Source organism: Streptomyces sp. PL-29 (assembly GCF_058344425.1).
The window spans coordinates 1,370,777-1,382,988 of record NZ_CP136996.1 but is presented as its reverse complement, the minus strand read 5'-3'; the positions used below and the strand labels follow the sequence as shown (position 1 = coordinate 1,382,988).

Below are 12,212 nucleotides of genomic sequence, written 5' to 3'. Positions count from 1 at the left end.
ACATGCGGCTCGGCATCAATCTCGGTTACTGGGGCGCCGGCATGGACGCCGACAACCTCGCCGTCGCCCAGGAGGCCGACCGCCTCGGCTACGACGTCTGCTGGGCGGCGGAGGCCTACGGCTCGGACGCCCCGACCGTCCTCGCCTGGGTCGCCGCCCAGACCGAGCGCATCGACGTCGGCTCGGCGATCCTGCAGATCCCCGCCCGGCAGCCGGCCATGACCGCGATGACCGCGGCCACCCTCGACTCGCTCACCAAGGGCCGCTTCCGGCTCGGCCTCGGCGTCTCCGGCCCCCAGGTTTCGGAGGGCTGGTACGGCGTCAAGTTCGACAAGCCGCTCGCCCGCACCCGCGAGTACGTGGAGATCGTGCGCAAGGCCATGTCGCGCGAGCGGCTGAGCTACGAGGGCGAGCACTGGACCCTGCCGCTGCCGGGCGGCCCGGGCAAGCCGATCAAGCTGACCGTGCACCCCGAGCGCGAGCACATCCCGCTCTACATCGCCGCCATCGGGCCGAAGAACCTGCAGCAGACCGGCGAGATCGCCGACGGCGCCCTGCTGATCTTCCCGGCCGCCGAGCACCTGGAGGCCACCGCGCTCACCCACATCCGGGCGGGCCGCGAGAAGGCCGGGCTGACGATGGACGGCTTCGACGTCTGCCCGACCGTGCCGCTGGCGCTCGGCGACGACGTGACCGCCCTCGCCGACATGTTCCGGCCGTACACCGCCCTGTACGTGGGCGGTATGGGCAGTCGGAAGCAGAACTTCTACAACCAGCTGGCCCAGCGCATGGGCTACGAGAAGGAGGCCGCCGAGATCCAGGACAAGTACCTGGCCGGCGACAAGAACGGCGCGGCCGAGGCCGTCCCCCACTCGCTGATCGACTCCACCACGTTGCTCGGCCCGGTCGAGCGGATCGCCGACGGGATGCGGGCCTACGCCGAGGCCGGGGTCACCACCCTCACGCTGGCACCGGCCGGCTTCACCCTGGACGAGCGGATCGCCGCCCTGCGCGCCGGTACCGAGGCCATGGAGCGCGCAGGCCTGGCCTGAGCCGGCTGCCGCCGGAAAGTCCTGCGGCCGTGGTGGGGGCTCGGGGGGTCTTCCCCGCCACGGCCGACACACCCCACAACGGGCCGGACGCCCGCGGGGTTACGCACACCGGCCCGGGCGGGAGGTTCGTTCATTCGGGCGAGTCGTGCCACCTCTCGGTTGCCCGGCCCGTGGACCGGCGTTTGACTCGTTGCATGCTCTCTGCCCGCAGCCTGTTCCAGGAGATCGTCGACAACGACGACTCCTTCCAGCTGTTCTGCTCCATCGCCGCCAGCGGGGAAGCCCAGGGCGGCTGGGAGAACGCCCGCATCGCGGCCCTGGTGCCGGACTCCATGCGCGACCTCGCCCCCAAGATCACCCGGCACGGCGCCGACGAGGACAAGCACGGCCGGATCTTCCACGCCCTGCTCCGCAAACGGGGCCTGGAAGCCGTCCCCGTCCCGCCGGAGACCGACTACACGATGCTGCTGGAGCGCCGCGGGATCGGCCTGGCCCACGACAAACTGCGTCGCCAGCAGGCGCTGAGCGACGAGGACATCGTCGTCTACCTCGCGCACAGCCGGGTCACCGAACAGCGCGCCGCCGACCAGATGGACATGCTGGTCAAGTACTTCGGCGACCACCCCGTCGTGGGCAAGGCCATCCACATGATCAGCAACGACGAGGACAACCACCTCGCCTACTGCCACGAGGAACTGCTGCGGCTGGCCCGCGCCGGCCACGGCCGGACCATCCAGCGGGTGCTGCGCGAGAGCGCGCTCGCCGAGATCTCCGTCTACCGCGACGTGAGCCTCGCGGTGATGGACCACATGGGACGGCTGCTGCACTGGCCCGCGCCGAAGGCGGCCCTGCTGGCCGCCGGCATCCGCGCGATGTACGCATACGAGCGCTTCAGCGGCTGGCACCGGATGGTCGACCTGCGGATGCCCGAGCGTCGTGACGCCCTCGGGGGCGGGCCCGTCACCAGCCCCGAGTACGCCTAGCTCGATCTTTGACCTGTGCGGCCACGACGACGGGTGCCGTCCGTCCGGCCTACAGCCAGCCCCGGCGCCGGAACATCCGGTGCAAGCCGAGGCAGGCGCCCGCCATGAGGGCCAGCACCGCCGGATAGCCCCACCACTGGCGCAGCTCGGGCATGTGGGCGAAGTTCATCCCGTAGATCCCGGCGACCATCGTCGGGACGGCCGCGATCGCCGCCCAGGCCGAGATCTTCCGCACGTCGTCGTTCTGCCGCAGACCCGTCTGGGCGAGGTGCGCGGCCAGCGCGTCCGACAGCAGCCGGTCCAGGCCCTCGATGTACTCGCTCGCCTTGGTGAGGTGGTCGGCGACGTCGCGGAAGAACGGCCGGGCGTGTTCGTGGACGAAGGGCACCTCGCCGAAGGCCAGCCGTTCCATCGGCGCCAGCAGCGGGTTCGTCGCCCGCCGGAACTCCAGCACCTGCCGCTTGAAACCGTAGATCCGGGCGGCCGTGTTCCTGGTGTCCGGGGCGTTCGGGGTGAAGACCTCAGCCTCCAGCTCCTCCAGGTCCGACTGGAGTTCGGCCGCCACCTCGATGTAGTGGTCCACCACCGCGTCGGCGACCGCGTACAGCACGGCCGTCGGGCCGTGCCGCAGTACGTCCGGCTCATGCTCCAGCCGGTGGCGCACGGCGGTCAGCGGGGCCCCCTCGCCGTGCCGGACCGTGACGACGAAGCAGTCGCCGATGAACAGCATCAGTTCGCCCGCGGACACGGTGTCGGTCGCCTCGTCGTACAGCACCGGCTTCAGCACCACGAACAGCGAGTCGTCGTACACCTCCAGCTTGGGGCGCTGGTGGGCCTTGAGGGCGTCCTCCACCGCCAGCGGGTGCAGGCCGAACTCCCGGCGGACGTGATCGAACTCCGCTTCCGTCGGCTCGTACGTGCCGATCCACAGGAAGGCGTCACCGCTCGTCCGGGCTTGGTCCAGAGCGTCCGAGAAGTCCTGGGGACCCTCGGCGCGGCGACCGTCCCGGTAGATCGCGCAGTCGACAATCACGCCGAACATTCTCCCCCGCCGCCGACGGGCCCGCACCCGTCCGGCAGCGCCTACGCTGGCCCCCATGGCCACGCTGATCCTCGTACGACACGGGCGGTCCACCGCCAACACCGCAGGGCTGCTCGCCGGGTGGACTCCCGGCGTGGCCCTCGACGAGCGGGGCGCCGAGCAGGCAGCCGCGCTCCCCGGACGGTTGGCGGGCGTGCCCCTCGCCGCCGCCGTCACCAGCCCGCTGCAGCGCTGCCGGGAGACCCTGGCACCCCTGCTGGCCGCCCGGCCCGAGCTGGAACTCCACACCGACGAGCGGATCGGCGAGTGCCACTACGGCGACTGGTCCGGACGCAAACTCTCGGAACTCTCCGAGGAACCGCTGATGAAGATCGTGCAACAGCACCCTTCGGCGGCCGCCTTCCCCGGCGGGGAGTCCATGCGGGCCATGCAGGCGCGCGCCGTGGACGCCGTACGGGAGTGGAACGCCCGGATCGAGGAGCGGGAGGGCGGTGACGCCGTCTTCCTGATGTGCTCGCACGGCGACATCATCAAGTCCCTCGTCGCGGACGCCCTGGGCATGCACCTGGACCTCTTCCAGCGCATCCACGTCGATCCCTGCTCGGTGACGGCGATCCGCTACACGCCGACCCGCCCGTTCGTGTTCCGGCTCGGCGACACCGGGGACCTCGGCTCCCTCGTGCGGCGACCGGCCGCACCGGAACCGGTCGCCTCCGACAAGGACGCCGAAGACTCCGGGAACGCCGTCGTGGGGGGCGGCGCGGGCGCGGCGTGATCGCCCGGCGCAGTAGGGTGGACGGGCTCACACAAGGGCGCATACCCGCCCCCGCCGCCGAGACTTGGAGACTGGACGTGCCCCGTCAGGTGTTCCTCTACGACCCGCCGGACCGCTTCGTGGCCGGCACGGTCGGCTTGCCGGGACGCCGTACGTTCTTCCTGCAGGCCTCCTCCGGCCCCCGCGTCACCAGTGTCTCCCTGGAGAAGACCCAGGTCGCCGCACTGGCCGAGCGGATGGACGAGCTGCTGGACGAGGTCGTGCGGCGCACCGGCGGAAACGCCCCGGTCCCGGCCATGGCCCCCGCGGAGGCCGCCGACACCGCCCCGCTGGACGTCCCCGTCGAGGAGGAGTTCCGCGTCGGCACCATGGCCCTGGCCTGGGACGGCGAGGAGCAGCGGATGATCGTCGAGGCCCAGGCCCTGGTGGAGCTCGACGCCGAGTCTGACGAGGACCTCGCCGAGGCGGAGGAGCGGCTGCTCCAGGACGAGGAGAACGGCCCGCCGATGCTGCGGGTCCGCCTCACCGGCGCCCAGGCCCGCGCCTTCGCCAAACGCGCCCTGGACGTGGTCAACGCCGGCCGCCCGCCGTGTCCGCTGTGCAGTCTGCCGCTGGACCCGGAGGGGCACGTGTGCCCGCGCCAGAACGGCTACCGGCGCCAGGCGTGACGGGTCAGGGGGACATGCGGGAGCACGGGCGGGGGCACATGGAGGAACTGCTCGCCAGGGGCGAGCTGACCGTCGTCGGCCGGATCCGCGAGGCGTCCAACGCCGTCCTGCTGTGCACCGTCACGTACGACGGGGTGAGCGCCGACTGCGTCTACAAGCCGGTCAAGGGGGAGCGCCCGCTGTGGGACTTCCCCGACGGGAACCTCGCCCAGCGGGAGGTCGCGGCCTATCTGGTCTCCGAAGCCACCGGATGGGGGCTGGTGCCCGCCACCGTGCTGCGGGACGGCCCCTACGGCGAGGGCATGGTCCAGCAGTGGATCGAGTCCCGGCGGCCGCAGGAGGCCTCCCCGCAGGAAGAGCTCCTCGCGCTCGTCGAGGGCGAGGAGGCCGGCGAGGGGTGGAAGCCCGTGGCCTTCGCCGACGTCGGCGAAGGCCGTACCGCCCTGCTCGTCCACGCCGACGACCCGCGGCTGCGCCGGCTCGCCGTCCTCGACGCCGTGATCAACAACGGCGACCGCAAGGGCGGGCACCTGCTGCCGGCCCCCGACGGACGGATCTACGCCATCGACCACGGCGTGACCTTCCACACCGAGGACAAGCTGCGCACCCTGCTGTGGGGCTGGGCGGGGGAGCCGCTGACGGACGAGGCCCGCCGGGCCCTCGCCGTGCTGACCGCGGAACTGGCCGAGGGAGCGCCGCTCGCCACCCGGCTGGCCGAACTGATCACGGAGCCCGAGCTGGCCGCCGTACGGGCCCGGGTGGCGCACCTGCTGCGCACCGGGAAGCACCCGCAGCCGTCCGGGCAGTGGCCGGCGATCCCGTGGCCACCGGTCTGAACCGGCCATGGCGACACGCACAGAACCGGCCGCACCGCAAGAGTGCTGATCAAGACAACAGTGCAGGTCCAGTTCGTTTCCGGAACATCCGTCCGGTTAGGCTCGACACATGCATGCCTGGCCCGCTTCTGAGGTCCCCGCCCTTCCCGGCAAGGGCCGCGACCTCCAGATCCACGACACCGCGACCCAGGGGACGATCACCCTCGCCCCCGGTCCCGTCGCCCGCATCTACGTCTGCGGCATCACCCCGTACGACGCGACCCACATCGGTCACGCGGCGACCTACAACGCGTTCGACCTCGTGCAGCGCGTGTGGCTCGACACCAAGCGGCAGGTCCACTACGTCCAGAACGTCACGGACGTGGACGACCCGCTCTTGGAGCGGGCGCTGCGCGACGGCCACGACTGGACCGAGCTGGCCGAGCGTGAGACCGCGCTCTTCCGCGAGGACATGACGGCCCTCAGGATGCTGCCGCCGCAGCATTACATCGGAGCCGTCGAGGCCATACCCGGCATCGTGCCGCTGGTCGAGCGGCTGCGGGACGCGGGAGCCGCGTACGAGCTGGAGGGCGACATCTACTTCTCGGTGGAGGCCGACCCGCACTTCGGCGGTGTCTCCCACCTCGACGCCGAGGCGATGCGGCTCCTTTCGGCGGAGCGGGGCGGCGACCCCGACCGCGCGGGCAAGAAGAACCCGCTGGACCCGATGCTGTGGATGGCGGCGCGTCCGGGCGAGCCGAGCTGGGACGGCGGCTCGCTGGGCCGCGGCCGGCCCGGCTGGCACATCGAGTGCGTCGCGATCGCCCTGGAACACCTGGGCATGGGCTTCGACATCCAGGGCGGCGGCTCCGACCTGGCCTTCCCGCACCACGAGATGGGTGCCTCGCACGCCCAGGCGCTGACGGGCGAGTTCCCGATGGCCAAGGCGTACGTCCACGCCGGCATGGTCGCCCTGCACGGCCAGAAGATGTCGAAGTCGAAGGGCAACCTCGTCTTCGTCTCGGCGCTGCGCCGGGCCGGGGTGGACCCGGCGGCGATCCGCCTGGCCCTGCTCTCGCACCACTACCGGGCGGACTGGGAGTGGACCGACGCAGTCCTCGACGAGGCCGTGGCCCGGCTGGAGCGGTGGCGCGCGGCGGTGTCCCGGCCGGACGGCATCCCCGCGGACGCGGTCCTCGAAGAGGTCCGCGAGGCCCTTGCGAACGACCTGGACGCCCCCGCGGCCCTGGCCGCCGTAGACCGCTGGGTGGAGCTGCAGAACGCCACCGACGGCGACGATGCGTCGGCCCCCGGCCTGGTCTCCCGGACCGTGGACGCCCTCCTGGGCGTGGCCCTGTAGCCTTCGCGGCCAAGCCCGCCGATGCCCCCGGTCCCGGCCGGGGGCATCGCGCTGTCCGCGGGTCCCGGCGCCGCCGGGACCCGGTGGAGGGCGGGGAGGGGGCGGCTCCGCACGGCGGCGGCCCCGCACCCCGCCCCGCCGATCACGCGTCCGGCGTCTCGTCCCCGCCGGCGGACGGGCCGGCCGGCGGCTCCGGATCCTCCCCGGAGGTGTCCGGCCTGCGCTTCGGGGGACGGGGCGGACCCCCGCTCGTGTCCCGCAGGTACGAGCCGTCGCCAGGCTCCGCGGCCGGGCCCGCCGCGGGGTCCCGTCGCCGCAGGTACCTCTCGAACTCCCGTGCGATCGCGTCGCCCGAGGCCTCCGGCAGGTCGGCGGTGTCCCGCGCCTCCTCCAGGCTCTGCACGTACTCCGCCACCTCGCTGTCCTCGGCGGCCAGTTGGTCCACGCCCAGCTGCCACGCGCGGGCGTCCTCCGGGAGCTCGCCCAGCGGGATCCTGATGTCGATCAGGTCCTCCAGCCGGTTCAGGAGGGCCAGCGTCGCCTTCGGGTTCGGCGGCTGCGACACGTAGTGCGGCACCGCGGCCCACAGCGACACCGCCGGCACCCCCGCGTGCGTACAGGCCTCCTGGAGGATGCCCACGATGCCCGTGGGGCCCTCGTACTTGGTCTCCTCCAGGTCCATGGTCCGCGCCAGGTCCGCGTCCGAGGTGACCCCGCTCACCGGCACCGGCCGGGTGTGCGGGGTGTCCCCGAGGAGCGCCCCGAGGATGACCACCATCTCGACGCCCAGCTCGTGCGCGAAGCCGAGGATCTCGTTGCAGAACGACCGCCACCGCATGGACGGTTCGATGCCGCGCACCAGCACCAGGTCGCGCGGCTTGGCCCCGCCGATCCGCACCACCGAGAGCCGGGTCGTCGGCCACGTGATCTTCCGTACCCCGTTGTCCAGCCACACCGTCGGCCGGTTGACCTGGAAGTCGTAGTAGTCCTCGGCGTCCAGAGCCGCGAAGACCTCGCCCTTCCACTCCCGGTCCAGGTGTGCGACCGCACCGGAGGCCGCGTCTCCCGCGTCGTTCCAGCCCTCGAACGCGGCCACCATGACCGGGTCGATCAGCTCGGGCACGCCCTCAAGCTCGATCACCCAGGTCTCCTTCCCAAGTTCCTTGCGTACGTGGGTCAGCCTAAGCCTTGACGGGACACCCGCCACAGCCCACGACAGAGGGGCGGTTCCCCTCGGAACCGCCCCTCTTCCCCACCTGCGGGAGAGCTATGCCTTGCGGGCCAGCATCTCCTCGACCCGGGCCTTGACGGAGTCGTCGTCCAGGCCGCGGATGGTCACCGTCGTACGGCGGCGCAGCACGTCGTCGACCGTCTCGGCCCACTCGTGGTCGCGGGCGTAGGCGACCTGCGCCCAGATCTCCGGACCGTCCGGGTGGATCCGCTCGGCCAGCGCCGGGTCATCGTTCGCGAGGCGTGCGATGTCGAAGGCCAGGGAGCCGTAGTGCGAGGCCAGGTGGCGCGCGGTCAGCGGGTCCATCCGGGTGCCGGGCTCACGGTCCACCAGCAGCCGGTGCGCGACCGCGTTCGGGTTGGCGACACCCGGCAGCGCGATCCGGCGCACCAGGGACTTCACGGGCTCCATGTCCTCGGTCAGCGGGCTGCCCGGGAGCTTTGCGAGCTTGTCCATGACGACCCGGCCGATGTGGCGGTACGTGGTCCACTTGCCGCCGGCGACCGACAGCATGCCGCCCGCGCCCTCGGAGACGACGGTCTCGCGCTTGGCCTTCTCGACGCCGCCGGGGCCGCCGGGCAGCACGCGCAGGCCCGCGAAGGCGTAGGTCATCAGCGAGCGGTCGAGGTCGGCGTCCTTCACCGAGAAGGCCGCCTCGTCCAGGATCTGCTGGATGTCGGACTCGGTGGCGCGCACGTCCGCCGGGTCGCCCTCGTACACCTCGTCGGTGGTGCCGAGCAGCAGCTGGTCCTCCCAGGGGAGGGCGAAGGTGATGCGGTACTTGTCGATCGGGGTGGCCATGGCGGCCTTCCACGGCGACTTGCGCTTCATGACGATGTGCGCGCCCTTGGAGAGGCGGATCGACGGCATCGAGTGCTTGTCCTCCATGCGCCGCAGGTGATCCACCCACGGGCCGGTGGCGTTCAGCACCACGCGCGCGTCGATCCCGAACTCGGTGCCGTCCAGGCGGTCCTTGAGCTCGGCGCCGGTGACCCGGCCCTGCGTCTTGCGCAGGCCGGTGACCTCGGCGTGGTTGAGGACGACCGCGCCCGACTCGACGGCCGCGCGCACCGTCATGACGGCGACGCGGGAGTCGTTCATCTGGTGGTCGTAGTAGACCGCGACGGCCTTGAGGTTGTCGGTCTTCAGGCCGGGGTTGTCGGCGACGGCACGGGCCGGGGATATGACCTTGCCCATGCCGTCGCCGAAGGCCGAGAGGGCGGAGTAGGCGAAGACGCCCGCGCCCAGCTTGGCCGCACCCACCGGGCCGCCCTTGTAGACCGGCAGGTAGAAGGTGAGCGGGTTGACCAGGTGCGGGGCCACGTCCTTGGCCAGCACCCGCCGCTCGTGGTGGTTCTCCGCGACCAGCTTGACCGCGCCGGTCTGCAGGTAGCGCAGGCCGCCGTGGACCAGCTTGGAGGAGGCCGAGGAGGTGGCGCCGGCGAAGTCGCCGGCGTCCACCATGGCAACCCGCAGCCCCGACTGCGCGGCGTGCCAGGCCACCGAGGTGCCCAGGATTCCACCGCCGATGACCAGCAGGTCGTACGTGGCCTTCGCCAGCTGCTCGCGGGTCTCGGCACGGCTCGCGTTCGCGCCGGCGGTCGGGTGCGTACCCAGTGCGGGGACGCTCTGCAGGGTGCTCATGTCTCTTATCGCTCCTCGTCGATTGACTCAGCTGGTGCGGATCAGCTGGCGTCTTCGTCGTCGACCCAGCCCATGGACCGCTCGACGGCCTTGAGCCAGCTCTTGTACTCGCGCTCCCGCTGCTCGGCGGGCATCCGCGGGGTCCACTCCGCCGCCCGGCGCCAGTTGGCGCGCAGGGCGTCGGTGTCGGGCCAGAAGCCGACGGCCAGGCCGGCGGCGTAGGCGGCGCCGAGGCAGGTCGTCTCGGCGACCATCGGGCGCACCACCGGGGCGTCCAGGAAGTCCGAGAGCGTCTGCATCAGCAAGTTGTTGGAGGTCATGCCGCCGTCGACCTTCAGGGCCGCGAGCTCGACGCCCGAGTCCTTGGTCATGGCGTCGGTGATCTCACGGGTCTGCCAGGCGGTGGCCTCCAGGACGGCACGGGCGATGTGCGCCTTGGTGACGTACCGGGTGAGGCCGGCGATCACACCACGGGCGTCGGAGCGCCAGTACGGGGCGAACAGGCCGGAGAAGGCCGGCACGAAGTAGGCGCCGCCGTTGTCCTCCACGGAGAGGGCCAGGGTCTCGATCTCGGCCGCGGACTTGATCAGGCCCATCTGGTCGCGCATCCACTGGACGAGCGAGCCGGTGACGGCGATGGAGCCCTCCAGGGCGTAGACCGGCTTCTGGTCGCCGATCTGGTAGCCGACCGTGGTCAGCAGGCCGCTGTAGGAGTTGATGATCTTGTCGCCGGTGTTCATGAGCATGAACGTGCCGGTGCCGTAGGTGGACTTGGCCTCGCCCTCGGCGAAGCAGGTCTGGCCGAACAGCGCGGCCTGCTGGTCGCCGAGCGCCGAGGCGACCGGGACACCGGCGAGGACGCCCTCCTTGACGTGGCCGTAGACCTCGGCGGAGGACTTGATCTCGGGGAGCACGTTGAGCGGGACGCCCATCGACTCCGCGATCTTCTCGTCCCAGGCCAGGGTGTGCAGGTTCATCAGCATGGTGCGCGAGGCATTGGTGACGTCCGTGACGTGCGCACCGCCCTGGGCGCCACCGGTGAGGTTCCAGATGACCCAGGAGTCCATGGTGCCGAAGAGGATGTCGCCTGCCTCGGCGCGCTCGCGCAGGCCCTCGACGTTGTCGAGCAGCCAGCGGACCTTCGGACCCGCGAAGTAGCTCGCCAGCGGCAGGCCGGTCTCGCGGCGGAAGCGGTCCTGGCCGACGTTGCGGCCGAGCTCCTTGCACAGGGCGTCGGTGCGGGTGTCCTGCCACACGAGCGCGTTGTGGACCGGCTCACCGGTGTTCTTGTCCCACAGGACGGTGGTCTCGCGCTGGTTGGTGATGCCGATCGCCTTGACGTCGGCGGAGGTGATCTCGGCCTTGGCGATGGCGCCGGCGACGACCTCCTGGACGTTGGTCCAGATCTCGGTGGCGTCGTGCTCCACCCAGCCCGGCTTCGGGAAGATCTGCTCGTGCTCCTTCTGGTCGACGGCGACGATCCGGCCGTCGCGGTCGAAGACGATGCAGCGAGAGGAGGTGGTGCCCTGGTCGATCGCGGCGATGAAGGGGCCGGTGCTGCTGGTCATGATGGCTGCTCCTGGCAGGTCTGGTGAGTAGGCGGAATCAGGAGTGCGGTGCGGATCTTACGAGCGCGGCATGTGCTGATCAGGCGAACGCGATGTTGTAGAGACCGCCGGCGAGTGCGGCACCGGCGAGCGGGCCGACCACCGGGATCCAGGAGTATCCCCAGTCGGAGCCGCCCTTGTTGGGGAGCGGCAGCAGGGCGTGGACGATGCGGGGGCCGAGGTCGCGGACCGGGTTGATGGCGTAGCCGGTCGGGCCGCCCAGGGAGAGGCCGATGCCGACGACCACGAAGGACGTGATCAGGACGCCTATGACGCCGAGGCCCTTGCCGTCGTCCTGGAGGCCCTGGGTCAGGATCGCCAGGACCAGGACGGCGGTGCCGATGATCTCGGTCGTGAGGTTCTGCACGACGTTGCGGATCTCGGGGCCCGTGGAGAAGATGCCGAGCACGGGGCCGGCCACGTCGTGCGGGTGCGGGTCCTCCGGGCCGAGCTTGGCGTCGCGGATGTGCTCGGGGTCGGCGAGGTGCACGCGGAACTGGCCGTAGTAGGTGATCCACATCAGGACCGCGCCGAGCATGGCGCCCAGCAGCTGGCCGGCGAAGTAGACGGGGGTGTCGCCCCACTCGCCGGTCTTGACGGCGAGGCCGACGGTGACCGCCGGGTTGAGGTGCGCACCGGAGAGCGGTGCGGACACGTAGGCCGCGATGAGGACGGCGAAGCCCCAGCCGAAGGTGATCGCGAGCCAGCCCGCATTGCGGGCCTTGGAGCTCTTGAGCGTCACGGCGGCGCAGACGCCGCCACCGAGCAGGGTGAGCAGGGCGGTACCGATGGTCTCGCCGATGAAGATGTCGGAGCTGGACACCCGCGACTCCTTACGTACGTCCAGGGGTGGGCGGACACCGGGTCCCTCCGGTGGTTCCGCGCACTCGGTGAGTGCTGCACCGGTCCTTGGCCTTGTCGCATCCTAGCGCGTATTGCCGGTAGGTGTTCGACAATGCCGACCGATGAACGGCAGTTTTCCGCCCAGGTGAAGAACGCGTCAAGGGTCGGTCGGGCCAATGTGTCGGATCGTTA

General features: G+C 71.4%; 11 protein-coding genes. 6 read left to right on the top strand and 5 right to left on the bottom strand.

Annotated features, from left to right (window positions below; translation table 11 throughout):
• Positions 1-2: 2 nt before the first annotated feature.
• Positions 3-1,052 (top strand): LLM class F420-dependent oxidoreductase, encoded by a 1,050-nt coding sequence (locus R4Z63_RS06310; RefSeq protein WP_037925756.1) that lies wholly within the window; start codon positions 3-5, stop codon positions 1,050-1,052.
• A 194-nt stretch (positions 1,053-1,246) separates the two neighbouring features.
• Positions 1,247-2,035 carry a ferritin-like domain-containing protein gene (locus R4Z63_RS06305; protein WP_384447001.1) on the top strand — a complete coding sequence of 263 codons (789 nt, stop codon included), beginning with the start codon at positions 1,247-1,249 and terminating at the stop codon, positions 2,033-2,035.
• 49 nt (positions 2,036-2,084) lie between these two features.
• Here R4Z63_RS06305 and R4Z63_RS06300 read toward each other — a convergent pair whose 3' ends face one another.
• Complete coding sequence (locus R4Z63_RS06300) at positions 2,085-3,077, bottom strand: magnesium and cobalt transport protein CorA (protein WP_037925760.1); 993 nt, start codon at positions 3,075-3,077, stop codon at positions 2,085-2,087.
• 55 nt (positions 3,078-3,132) lie between these two features.
• Here R4Z63_RS06300 and R4Z63_RS06295 point away from each other — a divergent pair, with 55 nt between their 5' ends.
• From R4Z63_RS06295 to mshC, 4 genes are all read left to right on the top strand, one after another.
• Entirely contained in the window at positions 3,133-3,852 is a 720-nt protein-coding gene (locus R4Z63_RS06295; protein ID WP_037925762.1) for a histidine phosphatase family protein, read from the top strand.
• Between the two features lie 77 nt (positions 3,853-3,929).
• Complete coding sequence (locus tag R4Z63_RS06290) at positions 3,930-4,520, top strand: DUF3090 domain-containing protein (protein WP_037925764.1); 591 nt, start codon at positions 3,930-3,932, stop codon at positions 4,518-4,520.
• 14 nt (positions 4,521-4,534) lie between these two features.
• The gene (locus R4Z63_RS06285) at positions 4,535-5,356 is read left to right on the top strand and encodes an SCO1664 family protein (protein ID WP_384447022.1); all 822 of its coding nucleotides are present in this window, start codon (positions 4,535-4,537) and stop codon (positions 5,354-5,356) included.
• Between the two features lie 109 nt (positions 5,357-5,465).
• A complete protein-coding gene (mshC, locus tag R4Z63_RS06280; protein WP_037925768.1) occupies positions 5,466-6,695 on the top strand; it encodes a cysteine--1-D-myo-inosityl 2-amino-2-deoxy-alpha-D-glucopyranoside ligase in 1,230 nt (409 codons plus the stop codon).
• Between the two features lie 142 nt (positions 6,696-6,837).
• Here mshC and R4Z63_RS06275 read toward each other — a convergent pair whose 3' ends face one another.
• The 4 genes from R4Z63_RS06275 to R4Z63_RS06260 form a co-directional block, all read right to left on the bottom strand.
• Positions 6,838-7,836, bottom strand: a complete 999-nt coding sequence (locus R4Z63_RS06275; protein ID WP_037925769.1) for a PAC2 family protein — start codon at positions 7,834-7,836, stop codon at positions 6,838-6,840.
• A 126-nt stretch (positions 7,837-7,962) separates the two neighbouring features.
• On the bottom strand, positions 7,963-9,570 hold the full coding sequence (locus R4Z63_RS06270) for a glycerol-3-phosphate dehydrogenase/oxidase (protein WP_384447005.1): 1,608 nt from the start codon (positions 9,568-9,570) through the stop codon (positions 7,963-7,965).
• Between the two features lie 41 nt (positions 9,571-9,611).
• Positions 9,612-11,138 (bottom strand): glycerol kinase GlpK, encoded by a 1,527-nt coding sequence (glpK, locus tag R4Z63_RS06265; RefSeq protein WP_037925773.1) that lies wholly within the window; start codon positions 11,136-11,138, stop codon positions 9,612-9,614.
• Positions 11,139-11,217: 79 nt separating this feature from the next.
• Positions 11,218-12,000, bottom strand: a complete 783-nt coding sequence (locus R4Z63_RS06260; RefSeq protein WP_384447007.1) for an MIP/aquaporin family protein — start codon at positions 11,998-12,000, stop codon at positions 11,218-11,220.
• Between the last annotated feature and the right edge of the window lie 212 nt (positions 12,001-12,212).